This is a genomic window from Streptomyces sp. NPDC057963 (assembly GCF_042887155.1).
Taxonomy (GTDB): Bacteria; Actinomycetota; Actinomycetes; order Streptomycetales; family Streptomycetaceae; genus Streptomyces.
On sequence record NZ_JBHVPX010000005.1, the window covers coordinates 118,645 to 139,074 of the forward strand.

The 20,430-nt window shown below is 69.8% G+C and carries 15 protein-coding genes, 1 tRNA gene and 2 pseudogenes; 9 read left to right on the forward strand and 9 right to left on the reverse strand.

The annotated features are described in order from the left end of the window. The first annotated feature begins 119 nt into the window (after window positions 1-119). The 4 genes from ACFVT1_RS13660 (at window position 120) to ACFVT1_RS13675 (ending at window position 4,175) form a co-directional block, all read left to right on the forward strand. Window positions 120-1,685 carry a serine protease gene (locus ACFVT1_RS13660; RefSeq protein WP_389794816.1) on the forward strand — a complete coding sequence of 522 codons (1,566 nt, stop codon included), beginning with the start codon at window positions 120-122 and terminating at the stop codon, window positions 1,683-1,685. A gap of 293 nt (window positions 1,686-1,978) precedes the next feature. Continuing rightward, window positions 1,979-2,380: a hypothetical protein gene (locus tag ACFVT1_RS13665; RefSeq protein ID WP_389794818.1), complete on the forward strand. Its 402-nt coding sequence runs from the start codon at window positions 1,979-1,981 to the stop codon at window positions 2,378-2,380. Between the two features lie 338 nt (window positions 2,381-2,718). Further along, window positions 2,719-2,791: transfer RNA gene (locus ACFVT1_RS13670), tRNA-Ala, on the forward strand. Between the two features lie 838 nt (window positions 2,792-3,629). Beyond that, window positions 3,630-4,175, forward strand: coding sequence for a hypothetical protein (locus tag ACFVT1_RS13675; protein WP_389794820.1), 546 nt, complete (start codon window positions 3,630-3,632; stop codon window positions 4,173-4,175). Window positions 4,176-5,671: 1,496 nt separating this feature from the next. Here the strand turns inward: ACFVT1_RS13675 and ACFVT1_RS13680 are convergent. Both ACFVT1_RS13680 and ACFVT1_RS13685 read right to left on the reverse strand, forming a co-directional pair. Beyond that, a complete protein-coding gene (locus tag ACFVT1_RS13680) occupies window positions 5,672-6,187 on the reverse strand; it encodes a lytic polysaccharide monooxygenase auxiliary activity family 9 protein (protein WP_389794822.1) in 516 nt (171 codons plus the stop codon). Window positions 6,188-6,606: 419 nt separating this feature from the next. Beyond that, window positions 6,607-7,047 carry a nuclear transport factor 2 family protein gene (locus tag ACFVT1_RS13685; RefSeq protein WP_389794824.1) on the reverse strand — a complete coding sequence of 147 codons (441 nt, stop codon included), beginning with the start codon at window positions 7,045-7,047 and terminating at the stop codon, window positions 6,607-6,609. A 92-nt stretch (window positions 7,048-7,139) separates the two neighbouring features. Here ACFVT1_RS13685 and ACFVT1_RS13690 point away from each other — a divergent pair, with 92 nt between their 5' ends. Together ACFVT1_RS13690 and ACFVT1_RS13695 are read left to right on the forward strand one after the other, a co-directional pair. After that, a complete protein-coding gene (locus ACFVT1_RS13690) occupies window positions 7,140-7,721 on the forward strand; it encodes a PadR family transcriptional regulator (protein WP_389794826.1) in 582 nt (193 codons plus the stop codon). A 141-nt stretch (window positions 7,722-7,862) separates the two neighbouring features. Then, window positions 7,863-8,243 carry a hypothetical protein gene (locus ACFVT1_RS13695; RefSeq protein ID WP_389794828.1) on the forward strand — a complete coding sequence of 127 codons (381 nt, stop codon included), beginning with the start codon at window positions 7,863-7,865 and terminating at the stop codon, window positions 8,241-8,243. Window positions 8,244-8,724: 481 nt separating this feature from the next. Here ACFVT1_RS13695 and ACFVT1_RS13700 read toward each other — a convergent pair whose 3' ends face one another. Both ACFVT1_RS13700 and ACFVT1_RS13705 read right to left on the reverse strand, forming a co-directional pair. Continuing rightward, window positions 8,725-9,240, reverse strand: a complete 516-nt coding sequence (locus ACFVT1_RS13700) for a DinB family protein (RefSeq protein WP_389794831.1) — start codon at window positions 9,238-9,240, stop codon at window positions 8,725-8,727. A gap of 359 nt (window positions 9,241-9,599) precedes the next feature. Next, complete coding sequence (locus tag ACFVT1_RS13705) at window positions 9,600-10,379, reverse strand: tyrosine-protein phosphatase (protein WP_389794833.1); 780 nt, start codon at window positions 10,377-10,379, stop codon at window positions 9,600-9,602. A 158-nt stretch (window positions 10,380-10,537) separates the two neighbouring features. Here ACFVT1_RS13705 and ACFVT1_RS13710 point away from each other — a divergent pair, with 158 nt between their 5' ends. Continuing rightward, a complete protein-coding gene (locus ACFVT1_RS13710) occupies window positions 10,538-11,218 on the forward strand; it encodes a YoaK family protein (RefSeq protein WP_389794835.1) in 681 nt (226 codons plus the stop codon). A 449-nt stretch (window positions 11,219-11,667) separates the two neighbouring features. Here the strand turns inward: ACFVT1_RS13710 and rpmG are convergent, their stop codons facing one another. Further along, window positions 11,668-11,832 carry a 50S ribosomal protein L33 gene (gene rpmG, locus ACFVT1_RS13715; RefSeq protein ID WP_389794836.1) on the reverse strand — a complete coding sequence of 55 codons (165 nt, stop codon included), beginning with the start codon at window positions 11,830-11,832 and terminating at the stop codon, window positions 11,668-11,670. A gap of 422 nt (window positions 11,833-12,254) precedes the next feature. Between rpmG and ACFVT1_RS13720 the strand changes: the two genes are divergently transcribed. After that, on the forward strand, window positions 12,255-13,700 hold the full coding sequence (locus ACFVT1_RS13720) for a PP2C family protein-serine/threonine phosphatase (protein ID WP_389794838.1): 1,446 nt from the start codon (window positions 12,255-12,257) through the stop codon (window positions 13,698-13,700). A 135-nt stretch (window positions 13,701-13,835) separates the two neighbouring features. On the opposite strand, the gene ACFVT1_RS13725 is transcribed toward ACFVT1_RS13720, so the two are convergent. Then, window positions 13,836-15,335 carry a hypothetical protein gene (locus tag ACFVT1_RS13725; protein ID WP_389794840.1) on the reverse strand — a complete coding sequence of 500 codons (1,500 nt, stop codon included), beginning with the start codon at window positions 15,333-15,335 and terminating at the stop codon, window positions 13,836-13,838. Window positions 15,336-15,566: 231 nt separating this feature from the next. Here ACFVT1_RS13725 and ACFVT1_RS13730 point away from each other — a divergent pair, with 231 nt between their 5' ends. Then, complete coding sequence (locus ACFVT1_RS13730) at window positions 15,567-16,703, forward strand: aminoglycoside phosphotransferase family protein (RefSeq protein WP_389794842.1); 1,137 nt, start codon at window positions 15,567-15,569, stop codon at window positions 16,701-16,703. A gap of 69 nt (window positions 16,704-16,772) precedes the next feature. On the opposite strand, the pseudogene ACFVT1_RS13735 reads toward ACFVT1_RS13730, so the two are convergent. The 3 genes and pseudogenes from ACFVT1_RS13735 to ACFVT1_RS13745 form a co-directional block, all read right to left on the reverse strand. Then, window positions 16,773-18,732, reverse strand: a pseudogene (locus ACFVT1_RS13735) (carbohydrate-binding protein); the annotation flags it as partial. Window positions 18,733-18,892: 160 nt separating this feature from the next. Then, a complete protein-coding gene (locus ACFVT1_RS13740; RefSeq protein ID WP_389794844.1) occupies window positions 18,893-19,768 on the reverse strand; it encodes a sugar phosphate isomerase/epimerase family protein in 876 nt (291 codons plus the stop codon). Then, window positions 19,765-20,370 (reverse strand): annotated as a pseudogene (locus ACFVT1_RS13745) (substrate-binding domain-containing protein); the annotation flags it as partial. The gene ACFVT1_RS13740 and the pseudogene ACFVT1_RS13745, both read right to left, overlap by 4 nt. Window positions 20,371-20,430: the final 60 nt, after the last annotated feature.

The following is a 20,430-nucleotide window of genomic DNA, read 5'->3' on the forward strand; positions in this document are numbered from 1 at the left end:
CCACGTCCGTTGCACCGGTTCCGGTGACGTGGGCCACACGGACCGCCGTCGGCCGCGGTCCCGTTCCCCGTGTGACACAGCTCACGGGAACGCCGGTGCCCGGCAGCGCAGTGCAGGTCATGAACAGTTCTTCCGTAACCCGCCGGAGCGTCCTGCGGACCCTGACCGTCGCTCTGGCCCTCGTCGGCAGCGCGACGCCCGCATGGGACACCACCGCCGTCGCCGCAGAGCCGGAGACGTACGCCCTCACCATCACTCACCTGGACCGCGCCGGTCGTAAGACAGCGGACTACGTCACCAACGTCACCGGAATCTCCGGCCCGGGTGCCGACGAGGCCGTCCATCCGTACGACGCTTCCGGCACGACGACCGTGCGTCTGCCCAAGGGCCGGTACCTGCTGGACAGTTCTCTGACCGCCGGCGCCGGAGCGAGCGGCACGGACTGGATCGTCCAGCCGCGCCTCGACCTCGATCGCGACACCACCATCACCGTCGACGCACGGACCACCAGCCCCGTCGACGTACGGCCGCCCGACAAGTCCGCGGGTTTCCTGTACAGCGCGATGGTCGTCGAGGTGACGCACGGCGGCACCACACGACTCGCCAACCTGATGAACTCCCAACCGAATCTGCGCGTCGCGCACCTGGGTCCGGACGCCGAAGCCGGATCGGTGAAGCAGTGGTTCGACGCGTACTGGACGACCGAGAACCTCGGCTACGGGCTCGGCTACATCTTCACCGGCAACCGCGCCCTGGCCGGGCTCACCCGACACCCCTCCCGGGAGGATCTGGCCACCCTGCAGGTCCGCGGCGCGGCCCGGCCGGGCGCCGAAGGGACCGCGACCGTCGACCTTCAGCCGAGTGCCGGGCTGACCGTCGGCTTCTCCCAGAAGCTGCCGAAACCCGGCACCGCGACGTACCTCGTGACGCCCGAACGCGGCACCTGGGACGTCACTTACCACACCCCCAGCGCGCCCGGTGCGCCGACCAACCGCTACGCCGCGGACGGCATCGCCGTGCGGGCCGGGCGCACCACGACACACACCTTCGACAACGCCGTCTTCGGTCCCGACCTCACCGGCCGTCCCGGCGTCGTACGTGACGGCGACAGAGTCGGCGTCGATGTCCCACTGCTCGCCGACGGCGATGGTCACGTGCCCTCGTCACCGCCGTACGACGCGGCCTCGACCACTCTCCACCGCAACGGCGTGCTCATCGGAACGCAGTCCGGCACCCCCGGGCGGGCCGAGTTCACCGTGCCGCGGGGGCGCGCGACGTACCGGATCACCAGCACGGCGAAGCGCGGCGGTGCGCCCGGCACCGCTACGCGTGTCACCGCATCGTGGACCTTCACCTCGGACACAACGACCTCTCCGACCCCGGCGCCGGTGAGCGTCGTGCGATTCTCGCCCGCGCTCAGCCCGACCGGTACCGCAGCGGCGGACGCGAGCATCCGCGTTCCCGTCACCGTGCTGGGCGCCGCCGCGGGCGGACGCACCCGCTCGCTGGCGGTCTCGGTGTCCGAGGACGGCGGTGCCTCGTGGACCCAGGTTCCGGTCGAACGCGGCGCCGTCACGATCCGCAACCCGCACGCGGGCGCCGGCGTCTCCCTGCGTGCGGAGCTGACCGACATCGGCGGGAACACCCTCACCCAGACCGTTGTCGACGCCTACCGCACGCAGTGACCCCCACCCCTGCCCGAAGCCGGCGTCGGGTCGCGTTCACCATGGCGTGATGCTGGCGGATCGTCATCCGGCTCCAGTCCGCTGCGGACGAGGGGGCCGGCAGCGAGGTGATTGCGCCCGGTCCGGGCCGTCCCGGAGCGTCCAGGCTCCCGGGCCGTGCCAGGAGTCACCGTCGGCGATGAGGCAACGGTGCTGGTCGCAGCCCCAACAAGGGAACTGTGACCAGCACCCGGCCACCCTCATGCCAGACTGCGGGGACAGCCTTTTCCGCACGGCATTCACTGGGGCCCACCATGGATCGATTCGTCCTCGGCAGCACGGACTTCGCCGTCGACCGATCGGCGTCGTCGGTCCAGGTGGCCCCGGACGGCCTCGTGACGGTCGTCGTGTGCGGAACCGACGAGGCCGTGGACGCGCAGCGGGACACAGACCCGTTCAGTTGGGCGATCCATCCGCCGACGCTCTACGTCACGGCGGTTCCCGCCACCTGGACCGGCGACGTGGCCACCGTGCGGATCGACGACGCCGTGTCCGATCTGTACGATGTCGGCCTCTACCTCCATGAGCACGGCGACGTCGCCGTCGATCTCACACTCGATCGGGCACGGGCCCTGCACATCAGCGGCTCTGCCCAGGTCAGCGGCCACGCGGAACCCATCGATATCAAGGTGGGCCTCCCCCTGCCCCCGTCGTAGGCGAAGGCCGTCCGGCCGCGGGCGCCGTTGTGACTCGACAGGCCCGGACAACCTGGGAGCCGTGGCCCTTGTCTCCGCGCGCGGTGAGCCGAATGCGGCTGGGCTCTTCGCCGCTGAAGTGCGTACGAAGCCGAGCGGGCGGTCGGAGGTCTCACGGGCGGGGCGAAGGTCTCGCGGGCGGGACGGAGTTCAAGGCTCCCGCCCCAGGAGCATTCGAGCGCCGAACTGCGGAGCCCCCTTCTTCGGACCCCGTCCGTCGCGACGTAGCACCGGTCGCATTCGACTGCTCCACGTCGTTTGACGACATCCCGTGGGCAGATATTAGGATCGCGGAGAATGGAGCTGTAGCGCAGAGGTCGTCGCGCCTTCACGGCATGTAGGAGGACGCCGGTTCGAATCCGGTCGGCTCCACCTCATCGACAGACATCTCCGGGACCGCACACGGAGATGTCTGTCCGGACGGACAGCATCAGTCCCGGTGGTTCGGTCGGTTCTGGACTCGATCGGGAGTCCCAGCGGTCGGCACGCATCCGTCGGACCCACCACCGACCACGGCCTCCGTCTCGCCGTTGGTCACCGTGCCGAGTGTGCGTACGGTCCCGTTCGAACGACCGACCGCCGCAGAGCACACGTCGGGATCCTCGTCGGCATGCTCCGCAACGCGCGCGATCGCGCCCTCGCGTGAGAATCGGCATGTCGCCGCGATCGATCTGGCCCGCTCCCAGGTCCGCGTCCAGGGCCGCGCCCACGGGATCTGCCGTCCAGCGGTGGCATCACCGGCTCCGAGGGTTGGGGTTCCACCGCCCATGGGACGTGTCCGCTCACGCAACTCGGTGCACCGTGGACACGGGACCACACGGTGGACCTCGACGGAAGCGGAAACCCGTCCGTGCCTGCACAGCCCGTCTGAGCAGGCAAAAGAGGGCGTGGAGTGATGGTTGACAGGTGCTCAGGGCGGTGGTGCTGGGCGGCTGCTCGGGGCGTGTCAACGAAAGACACGCGGTTGCCGGGGTGAGCGGGTTTCGGGAAGTCGCCTGGACGGGCTAACCCGATTTCAATTCGCCCGATTTTGGAGCCAGTTGACTTTAAGTACGATTATATGGAAATAGCATATGGCGTACCCTATGTACCTCGATCGGCGCTCCGCCACGGGTGCCCAATACGTCCGATATGACAGGTATAGGGACCGTCAGTACGTTCAATCACGGGTCGGCTGCTCAGCCGGCCTCTCTGAGACAGGAGAAGTGACATGACTACCCGTACCACCGTTGTTACGGCCGCTGTCGCGGCCGCCGCGGCCCTGGCCGCCACTGGCATCACCTACGCCTCGGCCGCCACCTACGAGCCGGCCCAGGCTGCCCCCGTCGTCCAGCAGGCTGCCGCCCCCATCTCGGCCCTCAACGGCGGCGACGCCGGCAAGGGTAACGAGGGCAAGGGCAACGAGGGCGGGGGCTACGAGGGCAAGGGCAACGACAGGGGCCGCGAGAGGGAGCGCGGACACCACGAGGAGGGCCGCATCCACATCAACGAGCGGACCTACTCCGACGAGCGCGGCGGCTGCATCACCGTCGTCAGCGGACTGGGCTCCCGGAGCCTCAACATCCGCAACGACAGCCGCCGTACCGTCGAGGTCTTCCGCGGTGCCACCTGCGACAACGGCGCCCCCATCGCCACCGTCGGCCCGCACAGCTCCAGCGACGGCGTCTTCCCCGGCCACGTCCGGGGCGGCGTCCACGTCCGCGACGGAGTCGTGGGCAGCTTCCGCGTGATCGAGCGCCACCACGAAGGCCGGTGACCCGACCTTCACCACCCGCCTGACACGGAACCCCGGCCCGCCGGAATCGGGCCGGGGTTCCACCCCGAACCCCCACACCCCGGGCGAAGCACACCGACCCGCACACACGGTCCCCGGCCCACGGCCCTCATCCCTCGGCGAAAACCCGGCCACCCGGACGGCACAACGTGGCACCGGCGCGGCAGACGCCACCCCACGTCCGGGCCGACGGCGAGCCCGGCTGAGGGCCTCTCGGGCCGGCCCGCGGTACCGCCCAGACGGTTACCGGACAACGACCGGCCCCCGGATTCGAGGGCCGGTTCCGCTTGTCGGCGCCTTGCTTCCTGTGAGGGAAGGCGAGGAATTCCTGCCGGGGTGACGAGGACTTCCCGTTGGGGGTGACGAGGAGGAGAGCGGCCCGGTACCGCCGACATGGTCCTCGAACGGACCGGTACCGACCCGGATTCGGAAGACATCGGCCACTGGACGGCGCCTCACGTCCGGGCCCCGGTCCGGCCCTTCACGCCCTGGAGGCACTCCAGTTGGGCTTTCGACGCCGTTCCCCACTCTCACGTCGCGACGTGGTCGGCGGCGTCCCCGCTCATCCTCCGGGCCGGTCACCAGTCGCCAGTCACCGATCGCCAGTCACCGATCGCCGGTCCGGGCATGGAGCTGCTGAATCCGCCGGACTGCGCATCCTCCGCATCGAGTGGATCCGCCGCCGCACTCCTTGCTCGGCGACCACTCCGGCCCACCCTCGGCACCGGCTGCCGACGCCCGGCACAGTCCGGCGATCACTGTTCGTACGCATCCGAGGTCAACCAGCACCGGCAGGCAACGGGGCGCGGAACCGGTAGGCCGCCCTGCTGAACGGTCACGGTCCCCATCCGACCGCCGTCTGCGGTCCGCGAGAGCTCCGTCAGGTCGCCCGCCCCACCTCTCCGATGCCGTTTCCACCGCGGCGTGCACATCTCCACTCGACGAAGCATCCGGGAGGACCCGTGTCGGCAGGCGTCAGGTTCCCGTCACAGGAGACTGGTTCGGATCGCGCAGTAATGCGCGATTGGGCCCTGCAGGCGGCCGATACCGGTTTCTCCTACATCGTGGTGAACGACCACGTAGTGGGTGTGGACCCGGATTCGCGGCCCGACTACGGCGCCGGATTCCCGGACGGCGCACAAAAAGACATGCCTCATCCGGGCGCAGCCCCATCAGCGCATCGACTTCCCGCTTGCGCGAAACCGTCGCCGCGTTTCCCGAAGAGGTCCGTGACGAGGGCCTGCTCCCCCAGGGCACTCCGAGTTCGAGCACCTTCGCCAGTACTTCGGTGCGGCCCTCGGCCCCGGGGCACACCATGACCGTCGGGAGGCACTGGCCGGTCCCGTGTCGCGGGGCAGCGGGTGTGCTCCGAAGGCCTCACCGGGTGTGGTGAGGCCTTCGGTACATCGCCGGGCGAGCCGTGGCCCCGGGGCGGCCCGGGATGCCCCGGGAGAGCGGTGCCGGCCCGGACTCGCCGATCAGCCGACGTTCACATCGATGCAGGCGTAGAACGCATTGGCGGTGTCCGCGATGTTCCACACCGCGAGGACCTTCTGCTTGCCCGTCAGGCCGCCGAAACTCACCTGGTGGGTGACGGTCGAACCGGGCTGCGCACCGTTGTCGTTGAACTCGGCGATCTTCTGCCCGCCGGCGAAGTACTGCCAGGTACTGGTGGCATGCCGGGCCGTCAGAACCCATTGGAAGGACGTGGTCCGGCTCACCGGGGTGGCCTTCCACCCCTTGGAGTCGTCGTCGAGTTCGGCGAACCGGCTGTTGCCACCGCTACAGCTGGTCAGCCCCTTGGGGCCTTCCACGCTCTGCGGCTCGTACTTGATGTCTCCGCAGCTCACGGTTCCCGCAGCACACTGAGCCTGACGGCTCGGAGGCGACGAGATGTATCCGTGTGCGCTTGCGGAACCGGTCGGAAGGCTCAGGGCCAGTACGGGTGCGAGCAGGGCACCGATGGCTGCGGCCGTCTTCCTTTTCGCGTGCATGCTTCTCCTTCACATGAGGCGTCGCTGCACACGAACGGGCTGTGGGGGCCCGGCGGCGGCAGGCCGGCCTCTCCAGTGTGGGGGTCAAGAGGCGCGAAGGGCACGGCAAGGAACCACCACCGCGTACGCCATGAAGTCGCAGGCGTCCGGACGGCGGCCTTGCACCTGGACTAGACCATAGCCACCGAACCGCCCGCGTCAAGAGCCTCGACCCAGCGGGAGTTGACGACAGGAGCGACTTCCGGACACCTCTCGGCGACCGCCGGCCGGACGGCGACCCGGGACCGAGCGACCTCTCCCTCCGCCGCGCCGATCGGGTGAGGAGGACAAAATGAGTTGCGGAGGCCGCAAGGAGCGACCTCGTCGAGGTGCGCACGCCCACCTCACCCGAGCACCTCTTCCCGCTGGAGCGGCGCGCCTCAGCCGGCGTCCGGAGCCGGGACGAGGCCGTCCGCGACCAGCCCCTCCAGGACCGCGGCACCCAGAGCCTGCACCGCGGACTGCGGACGGACCATCACGGTGAACTCCTTGATCAGACCTGCCTCGTCGAACTGCAGCAGATCGATGCCGTGGATCTGCCTACCGTTCACGTTCGCCCGGAAAAGCAGAATCTCGGACGGAGCCTGCGTCCCGTCCGTGCTCGTTTCGGCCGATCCGTCGAACTGGCCGACGTAGCGGAAGTCTTCGAACGTGCGCAGGAGGACTCCGAACAGTCCCAGCACCATGGGGAGCCCCTCGAACGGGGTGAACTTCACCGGACTGTAGAGACGGATGTCCTCGGTGAACAGGCCGTCCAGAGCGGCGAGATCGCGCTTCTCGACGGCGTCCCGGAATCGGCCGGCGGTCTCGGCAGACATCATTGCCCTCCCCTTCATATTCAAGAATCTGACTAGTCACTTTTATGAGTATCATGAGGGAGCGGACGGCGAAAAGGGAAGAGGGGGGCCGAGCCATGGCCTTGCGGCATGCGGTGCTGGCAGCGCTGCTGGACGGTGAGTACAGCGGGTATCAGCTGGCGAAGGCCTTCGACATCGGCGTGGCGAACTTCTGGCACGCGTTGCCGCAACAGCTGTACGCCGAACTGGCCAAGCTGGAGAAAGACGGCCTGGTCACCGGCCGGCAGGTGATTCAGGAGACCCGACCCAACAAACGGCTGTTCCGTGTCACCGACGCCGGGCTCACCGAGCTGGAGCGTTTCGCCGCATCCAGTGCGAAACCGGGGGTCATCCGCGATGACCTGGTCGTCAAGGTCCAGGCCGTCGATCACATCGGCACCGGTCCGGTCATCGACGAGCTGGACCAGCGGGCGGCCGCCGCCTCGGCCAAGGCTGAGCTCTTCGGCAAGCTGCTCCGGCAGCTGCGCGGCGAGCTGGACGAGGACGAGTTCCTGCTCAGGGGCGAGCGGGTCGGACCGTACCTGACCTGTCTGCGGGGACTCGCCTTCGAGGAGGAGAACAGGGACTGGTGCCTCAGGATCGCTGCCCTTCTGCGCCGACGCCGGCTCGTTGCGATGAACGTCGACGATGAGCGCTAGGTGTATTGCCCTGTGGGGTTGACGCGGCTGGCGGGTGGATTGCCTGCGAGTGCGGTGTGGCAGCGGCGGTGGTAAATGTGCGGGAAGCCGGCCGGTTGCGGTGCCCGGCGGGTTGTCGTACCCCATCAGTACGCTCAGGCCATGAGCGTCTCTCTTTACTACTGTGCGAGCCGGGCGGTGCCGTTGACAGAGGCCGAGATGGCCGCTGTCGAGCGCATTGTCGCCGCCCGCATGTCGTCCTTCCCGTACCAGGACGAGGAAAGTCTCCACCTGTACGACAATGGTGGCAGCGAGCGGGACGAGATCGTGGCCGGGTCCACCAAAATGCCCTTCGACCCTGGCCGAGTACTGCCGGTCATCGCCCATACGCTGGACTCAGTGACCTCTTTGCGCCGTGCACTGCCAGGAGCGGAGTGGCGCGTGCACATGGACGATCTCGATGTCCCGTGGGACGAGGACGAGGGCTATGTCCTGCCGGGCATGCGCGATGCGGACCTCATGGCCGAACTGGGAGGCCTCTGAGGGTTCCAGTCGCGGACGTACTTCGGTCAGGGCCCTCAAGGGCGGCTATCCGACCCTGATCGCAGCCGGACGAGGGACCGGAACCGCTGGTGCGCTCGGCGGTGAACGGTCCCCCGGTGCCGAAGGCGAGGGCGGCGAAGAGTCCGCCGATGCGGCGATCGGTGCCGGCGTCCGGCCGTCGGCAAGCAGGTCGTACCCGCCGTCGGGGCGGGGTGGGGCGCCCTGGCAGCCCGGCCGCAAGCCCCCGTTGCACGCCCGGCTCCACCAGATCCGTGCGGATGCACTCGACGGCGACACCGCGCAGACGGGCGGCAGAACCCGGCACCGACCGGCCCACCCCCGTCGCGCGCGCCCTGCCGTCCGCCGCCCTGCGTCACCGGGTGGCGGCGGAGGCCCGGAGCCGGTACGCGTCGTTCGCCGCGCTCACGGCCGGCATCGTCCGGGCGGCCCGGCGCCAGGGCCCTCCCCCCTCAGTAGCGCGTCACCAGCCCGTCGCACCGTCGATGCGTTCGCGCAACAGGCCGGCGTGACCGCTGTGGCGGGCGTACTCCGCGATCATGTGGACGTGGACCAAGCGAAGCGAGTACACCTCGCCGGCGTGGGTGAACGTGTCGTCCATCGAGGCATCTGCGACGATCTCGTCCGCCAGTCGGCATTCCTCGACCAGGCTCGCGTAGGCCTCGGCGGCTCGGGCCGGGTCCAGGTCCTCGAAGTCCGCGTCCTTGCCCTTCTCGGGGTCGTACATCGGGTCGAGCGTCTGACCGGCGAACCGCTGCCGGAACCAGACGCGTTCTACCTTTGCCATATGGCGGATCAAGCCGAGGAGTGTGAGATTCGACGGGGCCACCGTCTCCTCGGCGAGCTGCTCTCCGGTCAGTCCGGCGCACTTGTGCAACAGGGTGCTGCGGAACCAGGCGAGATAGCCCATGAGCATCTCGCGCTCCCCGGCCACGAGCGAACCGGGCGTGCGCTCTATATCGGGTGCTGTCCATGTCATCCCATGATCTTGCCTGCTGCCCGCCGGACAGGAGCAGGATTTTCGTGTACACCGGCTCTCGGCGGAGCGGACGGGCATCCGCCCCTGGCCCGGCCCCGGTCCCGGTTTGCACAGGGCGTCAGCCATGCCGTTGCCCGTCAGCAAGTGATCCGTACGCCCTCTGCATGCCCGACGTCACTCCACGTCGGACCGAGGCTGACGAGGGCGCACACGCCGGGCACACGGGCGGGCACTTCCGCGCCGTCTCCACGGACCGACACGGGCCGGCGCGGACCAGCTCGGGCCGGCGCAGACCAGCTCGGGCCGGCGCAGACCAGCTCGGATCGGCGCAGACCCTTGCAGACCGGAACCGTGACGGCTCAGGCGCTCCGGGCAGTCGTGGAGCGCTCGGCCGGCTGGCCTCCGCCCGCGGGTTCGAGGAGGTTCTCGCGCAGTGCGGCCACCAATTCGTCGTCGACTCGCAGGAGTTCGGCCGCGTACTGGCGGACGGAGCCATGGGTGGTGGCAAGGTCCGCCAGGAAGAACCGCATGACGTCGGCGGGCGCCCGGCCGTACCCGGGCCACGCCGGTTCCTGGCCGGCATGGTCCGCCCGCCAGTCGGCCAGAAGCCGTTCGGTGGCGAGTTCGGTGAGGGTGAAATCGGCGATGATGTCGGACTCGGCCACGCCGAGCAGGGACAGGACGAGTGCGGCGAGCAGTCCGGTGCGGTCCTTGCCCGATGCACAGTGGAAGACGACGGGGGCGCTGTCCCCTGCCACAAGGACGTCCAGGGCGCGGCGGAGCTCGGCGACCCCGTCGTGCGCGACCTCCGCATACCGGTCGGCCAGGTAGCGTCCGGTCTCCACGTCGGGGCCGAGCGCCGCCTGGTCATAGGGCCGGTGCTCGATGCTCAGGTGGTGGTACCGCAGCCCCGGGGCATCGGGTACCCGCCCCTTGGCCGCGATCTCCCAGTCGTAGCGCAGGTCGATGACGGTGCGGACACCGAGGTCCAGGAACCGCTCCCAGTCCTCGCCCCGGAGCTTGCCCAGCGAGTCGGACCGGTAGAGCCGTCCCCAGCGGACCGGGCGGCCGTCGTCTCCTCGATATCCGCCCATGTCACGGAAGTTGTGCAGTCGATCGAACGCTATGTGTCTGTTCACGCGGCAGAACTCTAGAACACCGCCCGCGCGCCCCGTCGGCGCGGGACCAGTGCTCGGCCTCGCCGGCCCACGCCCTGTCCGTGCCCGGTTGGGGCACTCGCCGCGCCGGGCAGACGACGAGCCTGCGCCTTCGGCGGGGCTCGGCCGAGAATGCAGACGTGTCTACTTCTCCCCTCCCCGTCGGGCGCGATCCACGGGGCGCATGGTCCCTGCTGCTTCTGTCAGCGGCTTCCGGCGCGGCCGACGCGTTCGCCTTCCTCTGCGTCGGTCAGGTCTTCGCCGGGGTGATGACCGGGAATCTGGTACTGCTGGGCGCTTCCGCCGCCGGTGTGGGGGAGCACGGAATGGCTCTGCACGTGATCACCGCGCTTGTTTCGTACGCCGTCGGTGTCGCATGCGGTGCGCGGATGAGCGAACGACTGCGGTGGCCGCTGCCGGTAATGCTGCTGATCGAGGTGGCGCTGCTCGCGGCGGGGGCCGTGCTGTGGGCGCTGGGTGTGATCACCTCGGACGGGGACCGGATGGGGCTGCTGGTGCTCATCGCCATGGCCATGGGGATTCAGGGCCGCATCCTCGCCACGCCCACCAACTACTTCACCGGCACTCTGACCTCTCTGGTCGGGCGCATGACGCTGCGGACGTGGAGCAAGGCGGACGCCAGGGTGGCCGGCCGGTTGATCGCGGTCGTGGCGGGCGCGGCCGCAACGGCGCTGGTGCTACGGCTCTGGCCGGGCGCCGCTGCCGTGGTGACCGTGGTTCCGGCGGCGGGCGCGCTGTTGACCGAGACGGGGCCCGAGAGGCTGTTCCGGGGCCGACCGCACCGTTCCGGGGGTCCTTGACCGGTACGGACCGCAGGACGGGCACCCGCGTCGCGCCGGGTCGAGGGCGCCGGAGAGGAGTCGGCCGCCACACACACGGGCAAGCCGCCACCCGCACGGGCAAGGAGAAGCCCCGGCCGGATCGGGGGAATCCAGCCGGGGCAGCCTGGGTGTGGACGTCGTGCGCGACATCCACATATAGGTGAACGATAAACCATTGCGTCTCGTTCCCGGACCCCGCGCCCCCCACTGTGATTCATGGCACGGAATCGGACCTTTCGGCCGCACGGACAAGCATCCGTCCGGCGGACGCCCGACCGCCGCCCCGGCCGACGACCGAATCGCCCGCCACTACCGGCCGCGCCCCGCACCCACCCGGCCGCACGCGCAGCCGAACGGGCCGGGAAGGCCACCCCCGCGGCACCGCCGCGGAGGACCGCCGAGCGCGATCGCCCCCTCCGGGCCGTGGGTCAGCGTTCCTCGCGGAAGAGGACGTGCCGCCCCGCGACCGCGTCGAACTTGCGCAGGACCAGCCGGTCGGGGTCGTTCCGGCGGCTCTTGCGCGTCACATAACTCTGCCCCGTACCGGCCGTCGACCGAAGCGTCACGACGGGACGGGTCTCACTGCGGGCCATGGGCACCTCCGGACTTCCTTTTCGACCCCACACCCAAGATGGGAACGGGTATCGTTTTCACTCTGGATGCTGTAACGCGAGGGGCCCCCGCCTCATTCCCGCCCGCCGGACACGCGCCGACGCGTACGCCGGAGCACCCACATGCGGCAACCCCTTTGCATATGCGCCCTCCGGTCAGATGCGCCGCGCAGGAACGGCGCGCGGGCGCGCGACCATCCGCACACGCCGGATGACTTGCCTCAACGTCCGCCGACAGCAAGGCTGTTCGACGGATCGGCGCTCCGTGCAGCCGGTGGCATATGCCAGAAGCAACAACGCATCGAGTGTTGCCAAATCCCTTACGGCCCCCCGCAGCCTGTGCAACAGTCGTCTACGGTCCGCCTTTCAGACCTGGTCGTGCCGCGCCTGTATCGGAGTACGAGATGCCGTCCCCTCTGTCTGCGGACCGCCCCGCCCCTCAGCCACCTGAACGCGATGCCGTCGACGCCTTGATCAACCGGACCCTCCGGCTGCGTGGCGATGTGGACGCCGTTCGGCGGGACGCGGTGCTGATCGACGAGGAAGACGCGCAGATGCGCTGGCAGCGCGCGCTCTGCGAACTGGCCGTCCATCACCTCGACGATCTCGGCGCACAGCTGGGGCAGCTGAAGGAGGGCCTTCCGCCACAAACGCCGGAACGGTCCGCGGAGGCTTCGGCGCAGGGCGAATCGGACGAGACCTCCGACCAGCCGGAGCCCGGTTCGCTCATCGGCAGGGTGGGCAGCGCCGATTGGAATCTGCTGACCGACGAGGTCACCTGGTCCGAGGAGCTGTTCCAGATCTTCGGCAGGTCCCCCGACGCGGGGCCCCTCTCACTGGACGAACTCCCGTCCGTGCTCCTTCCCGAGGACCAGCCCCTGCTCACCGCTCTGGTGACGGACTGCCTGGTCGACGGAAGGCCGATAGACGGCGAATTCCGCATCCTGAGGACCGACGGCCGCACGCGCACACTCCACATGATGGGCGAGCCCGTCCTCGACACGGACGGGTGCACCGCCTCCATGTGGGCGGTCCTGCGCGACGTCAGCGAGCTCCGGCGCAGCCAGCAAGTGGTGCGCCGGAGCCATGACTCCCTCCGGCGCCGCCGGCACATGGCACGGACCGAGCACCGGATGGCCGTCGAGCTCCAGGAGGCCGTGCTCCCCCCGTGGCGGGGATCGCTGCGACTGCCTTCGAGGGGAGCGGGCGCACTGGACATCGCGGCCCACTATCTTCCGTCGGAGTCGAGCTCCCTGATCGGCGGCGACTGGTACGACGCGCTGGAGCTGCCGGACGGGAGGACCGTGCTCACGGTCGGTGATCTGACCGGCCACGGCATCCAGGCCACTTCGGCCATGGCGATGCTGCTGGGCGCACTGCGCGGGATGGCCGTGGCCGGCATCGAGCCGGGAGCTCTGATGGGACATCTCAATCAGTTATTGGAATCCTCCGTCCAGCCCGCCCTCGGCAGCGCGGTGTGCTGCCGATTCGATCCGTCCGCCAGAACCCTCACCTGGGCGCAGGCGGGGCACCCCGCGCCGCTGTTGTTCCGCGGCGCGGAGGGGCGCCCGCTGCTGCCACCGGACGGGGTCCTGCTCGGCGCGGCCTCCGGTGTCGCGTACGAGCAGGACGAGGTGCACCTGCTACCCGGTGATGTGCTCGTGCTGCACACCGACGGACTGAACCGCCGCAGTGACCGAGGTGCGGGCCCGGACGCACTGCTCGCTCTCGCACCGCACTTCGCGCGGGCCCGTACGGCACAGGAGTGCGTACGGACGGTCGTCACGGAGTTCGGCGGCACCGAGCGCCTGGACGACGCGTGCGTGCTGATCGCCCGCATCGGGGCGTAGAGCACAGCGAACACGCGTGCGAAGGCGCGGTACGCAGGAGGGCGAACCCCTGCGGTGCTCCGGCAACCGGTACTCCGACAGCATTCGACGGTCGGGCAGTTGTTGATCGGCGCCCCTCGTCGCGGCGCCCTCGTGTCAGATCTCCGACGAGCGCCGGCGCTGCTTGATGAGGGAGCTCTGCGGCAGGGAGAACTGGATCTCCTCGCGCAGGTCCTTGATCTTCGCGTAGCCCGCGAACTGCCCCGTCAGCCGGTACATCTCGCGCAATCGGTCCCAGGTGCGGTGCGAAGAGGTCTCCCCCATCGTCACCAGCGCGAGCCGCGCATAGCGGTCGGCCTGCTCGGGATCGTCGGCGATGAAGCACGCCGAGGCGAGCGAGATGTAGTCGAAAATCTTGGACCGCTGACGTCCATTGGCCCGGAGTTCCAGAGCCTGCTTGGCATGGCGCTGAGCCACGATCGCCGCCGACGGCTCGTGCTCGGCGAGCGTACGGAACGCCAGGGCCTGCATGCCGTGCAGATCCGCCTCGTCGAACATCTGCATCCAACTGGGCGGCGGTACATCGCTCTTGTCCGAGACGAAGAGTTCCTCGGCCTTGCCGAGCGTGCGACGCATCGCCTGGCCCCGGCCCATGGACGCCTGTGCCCACGCCTCGATGGTGTGCAGCATCGCCTGGGTGCGCGGCAGAACCATGTCGCCGGAACCCGACCGGGCGAGCTTCATCAGGTCCAGGGCGTCGTCGGGACGGCCCAGGTGGACCATCTGGCGGGCCGCCCTGGAGAGCGCCTCGCCCGCGCGTGGGCGGTCGCCGCCCTCGCGCGCCGCGTGGGCCGCGATGACGAAGTACTTCTGGGCGGTGGGTTCGAGGCCGATGTCGTGGGACATCCATCCCGCGAGGACTGCCAGGTTGGCGGCGACACCCCAGAGGCGGCGCTGCAGATGCTCGGGGTGGCGGTAGGCGAGCATGCCGCCCACCTCGTTGAGCTGGCCCACCACGGCCTTGCGCTGCAGTCCACCGCCCCGTGAGGCGTCCCAGGCACGGAACACCTCGACGGAACGTTCGAGCGCCTCGATCTCCTCCGACCCGATGGGCGCGGCCTCGTACCGGTCGAAACCGGCGGGGTCGGCGTGCAGCGGGTCGTCGGTCCTTGGGGCATCGGCCGCCAGCACAGGGTCGGTGTGCAACCAGTCGTGCAAGGGGCCGGTGATGGTCGATCCTGCGGCGAGCGCGGCGCCCGCGCTCACCAAGCCGCGTCGGTTGAGCATGAGGTCCATTCCCGTGAATTCGGTGAGGACCGCTGCCGTCCGTTCGGGCGCCCACGGCAGTCCGTCGGGGTTGTCCTGCGTCCCGACCTCTCGCCGCTTCCCCACACGCCCGCGCCGGCCGAACCCGAGGTCCTCGATGGTCACGACACGACCGAGCCGCTCGGTGAACAGGGCAGCCAGCACCTTGGGCACGGGATCGCGGGGGGACTCCCCCATGTCGATCCAACGCCTCACCCGCGAGGTGTCGGTGGCCAGCTGCGGGTGGCCCATGGCCGCCGCCTGCCGGTTCACCAATCTCGCGAGTTCGCCCTTGGACCAGCCGGCGAGGCCGAACAGGTCGGACAGGCGGGTGTTGGGTTCTCCGGTCACGTCAAGCCCCCAGGTTCTCGGCTGTGTTGACAGTAACCCCCTGTCAGACGCCTTGCGACTATTCGCCAGGGTTCGCCAGGGTCCGCCAGATGGTCTGCCACCCGCGCGCCGGTGTCAGGTAGGAAAGCGCCACCCCGTCCGGCAGCCCTAGGTACTCCCCAGGGTGCCGAACGGCCGCCGGCCGGGGCGGTGCACGCAACTTGTCGGCGCGCGAAGGGATCTGTCTCGCCCATGTACACAGCATCGTCCTCCGTGACCGCCCCGCCCCGGCCGCTCCGTCCCCTGGGGGCGGGCGGCGGACCGTACCTCGCTCCGCATGCCGCTCCCCCGGCTCCCGGTACGGTCCGGCCGCGGCGGCCGGCGGGGCTGGGAGGCCCGCCGCTCAGCGGGCGGCTGGACCTCTCCGGACCGCAGGGCGCTCAGCTGAGGATGGCGATCGCCTCGGTGCACCGGATCTGCCCGGAGTTCAACCCGGTGCAGGTGCTGCGCCGCAGCGGCCGTTCGGTGCTCCTCGTCGGCTCCACCGGACGCGCGACCGCGGTCGCCAAGTGCTTATTGGACCACTCGCCCGCGTGGTCGGAGCGGTTCCGTCACGAAATAGCTGCATACCGTGCGTTCGTCCGGCACCGCCCGCCCGTGCGGGTGCCTCGGCTCATCGCGGCCGACCCGGAGAACTGCACGCTGGTGATCGAGCGGATGCCCGGCCGGGTGGCGGCGCTGACCCGGCATCCGTCGGAGGCGCCGCCCCGTGCCGATGTGCGGGCCGCGCTCGGCGCGATCAGCCGGGTCAATGCCTGGAGACCGGCTCCGGGTCTCTTCGACGCACCGCTGGACTACGCCTCCCGGATCTCCCGGTATCACGAGCTGGGGCTCTTCACCGACCGCGATCTGGGCGATCTGCAGAAGCTGCTGCACGGTCTGGCGCACGCCGGCGGCCGTCAGGGCATGGGGCAGTTCTGTCACGGTGACGCGCTGCTCTCGAACATCCTGCTGTCGCCCACGGGTCCGGTGCTGGTGGACTGGGAGCACGCGGGCTGGTATCTGCCGGGCTACGACCTGGCGACGCTGTGGACGGTCCTGGGTGACGCACCGGCGGCGCGGCGCCAGATCAGCCAGCTGGCCCAGGCCGAGGGGCCCGCGCGGCGGGACGCGTTCCTGGTGAACCTGATGCTGGTGCTGACCCGGGAGATCCGTACGTACGAGACGGCTGTCCAGCGGGCCATGCGTGAGCCGGTGCCCGCGGGCGCCGGCAAGGACCGCCCCGGTGCGCTGTCGTCGAGCGAGGAGCAGCGGTTATTGCTGCGCCGGCTGCACGACGACTGCGCGATGGCCCGCCGGGCCGTACGTGCCGCGGTCGGCACTCGCTGACCCTGCCGGGGGGATGCGCGCTGCGGGGCCGGTGCCGACACACCGGTCCCGCAGCGCGCCGATGTGCTGTCAGGGGCTTACGAAGTCGACCGCGTCCACGTCGAACGAGTTGTCCTGCGGGGACGTGAAGACGAGTTACAGCTTGTGGGTGCCCTTCAGCTCCCGGACGGGCACGGCCGGGGTTGCCCGGTAGTTGTCCCAGCCCCCCGTGTCGGGAACCGGGGTGGTGGCGAGCAGGGGGCCGTCGGGGGCGTCCGCGCGCAGTTCGATCGCGCCGACCCCGTACGGTGAGGACAGCCGGTAGCCGACCGTGCCGATGCCTTCGACGCTCATCGGGTCGAAGGCGACCCAGTCGCCGTGGGAGACGTCTCCGATCCGCTTGCCGTTCTCGGCTCCTTCCTGGGCGACGACCCGGGTGCCGGACTGGGCGTCGTAGTACTCCGCCTGCTTGTGCTTCGGCTGGAGCACGGCGCGGCCGTATCCGGTGAGGGCCGAGACGCCGTCGCCGCCCCGGTCGGTGTATTTGGCGCTGAGTACGTATGTCAGGCCCCCCTTCGGGGTGGCCGCCGAGGTCACCGGTGTCCACGATGCCTTCGCAGCCGGGGATGTCGGTGGTGGGATGTTCGAGGTCGTCGTGCCCCAGCGCCGGGTTGACGGTCACCTTGGAGCAGTCGACCGGACCGTCCTCGGAGTCGGTGACCGTGACCTTGTACGGGATCTTGTCGCCGAACTCGATGAGCTTGCCGCTGACCGGGAAGTCGATGGTCACCTCGGGTGCGGTGTTCCCGGCGGTGAGGGGGATGTTGGCATAGCCGGACTTGCCGGTGGAGTCGGTGACCTTGAGCTGGGCGGCGAAGTCGCCCTTGACCGTGGAGGAGTGGCTGGGGTTCGCGTCGGTGGAGTCGTATGTGCCGTCGCCGTCGAAGTCCCAGGCGTAGCTGAGTGTGTCGCCGTCGGGGTCGTTGCTGCCCTCGCTGGAGAAGTCGACCTTCAGTGGTACGGGTCCGTCGGTGGCGGAGGCTGCGGCCTTGGCGACCGGTGCGCGCTGCCCCTGTGCGTAGTCGATGCGGTAGAGCCCCGAGTCGTTGTTGCCGCCGCCGAAGGAGCTGCCCCATGAGAGGACGTAGAGCGAGCCGTCGGGGCCGAACGCCATGTCCATCGGCTTGTTGAACTTCTGGGAGGAGAGGAAGTCATTGATCTTCAGGACCTTCCGGTCCCTGTCGAAGCGGACCTCCTTCACGAAGTTGCGCGACCACTCGTAGAAGAAGCTCGCGCCCTCGAAGCAGGCGGGTAACTTCGTGGCGGACGGGTTCTTCGCGTCGTAGTGGTAGACGGGGCCGCTCATCGGGGCCGAGCCTCCACTGCCGACCTCGGAAAACTCCTTCGACTCCCCGTAGCCGTAACAGATCTCCGGCTGCTCGACCCGCGGGAGTTCGGTCGGTCCGGTGTTGTTGGGCGGGGGGTTGACGGGGCGGGCGCAGTCGAACCTGGGGCCGACTTCCTTGGTGTCGGGGTTGTACGGGGCGTAGGCCTGGTTGTCGCCGTGGCAGAACGGCCGGCCGAAGTTGCCGGGCTTCTTGATGACGTTGTACTCGACGAGGCCTTCCGGCCCGCGGTCTGTGGTGGGCAGTCCGCGGTCGGGGCCGTAGTCGGAGGCGTGGACGTGCCCGGTCTTCGGGTCGACGGTGAAGCGGAACGGGTTGCGGAAGCCCATCGCGTAGATCTCGGGGCGGGTCCTGGCGGTCCCCGGGGCGAAGAGGTTGCCCTGGGGAATGGTGTAGTCGCCGGAATCCTTCGGTCTGATGCGCAGGATCTTGCCGCGCAGGTCGTTGGTGTTGCCCGCGGTGCGGGCGGCGTCCAGCATCTGCTTGCCCTCGCGCCAGTCGAGCGGGGCGTATCCCTGCCAGTTCGGGTCGAGGCCGGGCGGGGTGTCGTCGCCGACGCCGAAGTAGAGCGTGCGGCCGGAGCCGAACTCGACGGCGCCGCCGGTGTGTCCGGGCTCGGGGAAGGTGCGGTCGCGGTAGGCGGGGGCCTTGCCGGTGGTGGCCGCGGTCGCGGGCAGCGCGGTCAGCGCGAGCAGAAGGGCGCCGACCAGCGCGGCGAACATGTGCCGCATGCCGCGAGCATGACAGCGTCATCGTCGACGGCTCCGTGCGGGTCTCCTCTCTGTGGGGCGTGGACGAGCGGGGTCAGGGGGTGGTGCCGAGAGCGCGGCGCAGAAAGGCCAGGCCGTCGGTCGCAAGGGCGTCCTGGGTGCCGGCGGGCGGCCGCCAGACCGAGGCCGCGACCGCGATGGCGTCGTTGTGCGCGGTGAACGATTCGATGCACAGCGGTCCGCGGTAGCCGCCCGTGGTGAGTGCGGTGAGGAAGCCGGGCCAGTCGAGGGCGTCGGCACCGGGGGTGCCCCGGTCGTTGGCGCACACCTGGACGTGGACGATGCGGCCCGCGGCGCGGCGTACGGCGTCGGGCAGCGAGCGTTCCTCGATGTTCTGGTGGTACACGTCGAGCGCGAGGCCGATGGTGTCCTCGGGGAGTCCGGTCAGCGCTTCGAGGGTCTGGTCGACGGTGTTGAGCAGACTCGTCTCGTACCGGTTGAGGGGTTCCACGGCGATGCGCACTCCGTCGGCGTGTGCGTGGTCGAGGACCGGGGCGAGGTTCTCCCGCAACTCCTCGTAGGCCGCGGTGCGTTCGGCGCGGGTCATCCGCCAGGTGCGGCCGACCGCGGTGTACACGGGTCCGGCGACGGTGGGGGCGTTCAGGACCCTGGCCGCGTCGATGCAGCGGTGCAGGTAGTCCTGGGTGACCCGGACGGTCCGCGGGTCGGTGCGGATCAGGTTGCGGTCGGGCGGCATGACGGCGATCACCGCGGCGGGGGCCAGCCCGGACGCGTGGAGGAGCCTGGCGACGGACGCGGGGGCCCAGTCCCCTTCGTTCTCCAGTGGGATCTCAACGCAGTCGAAGCCCCACGCGGACAGGCGCGGCAGGATGTCACCGAGTGCTTCGTACGTCACCGGCGAGTGCCAGATCCAGGGATTCGCGCCGAGCGGGAGTGCGGGGGCGGTCACTTCTCGCCTCCCCACTTCTCCGGGAAGCCGGGGAGATCCTCGCACCCGCACATCGCGTAGTGCAGGGGCGGCATGCCGGGTTCGAGGTACCGGTCGAGGTTGTCCTGGGTGACGGTGGGCTGCGGAAGCTTCCACTCCTTCGGGACCTGCGCGCCCTTCAGGATCTTCAGCGCGGCGACGACGGGCGTTCGCCACTGGGAGGTGGGGTACGACGGGGCGCTCGCGGTGAGCTTCTTCTCCTTCCCTGCCTGGAGGAAGTCCTGCCGGTCCTCGCCGGTGATGGGCGGTACGTCCTGGCCTGCGTCCTCGAAGGCTTCGACAGTGGCGACGGAGGTCGCTCCGGAGTCCGTCCAGACGCCGTCGATGCCGCCGTTGCGGGTGATCGCGTCGGTGACGACTGCCTTCGTCCTGGCCGGATCGCCGTCGGTGAACTTCACGTCCACGACGTCGAGTCCGCACTTGTCGAACGCGACCTTCGCCGCCGCCCAGCGGGTCTCCAGCACATCGACGCCGGGTGAGATCCGCAGGGCGAGGACCTTCCCTCCGGGTTTCACCTTCTCGACGAGGAAGTCGGCGGCGACCGCCCCGTATCCGTAGCCGCCGCGCCGAGGACCCGGCGGCCGGCGGATGCCTGTGCGGTGGTCGTGCGGTCCTCTCCTGCG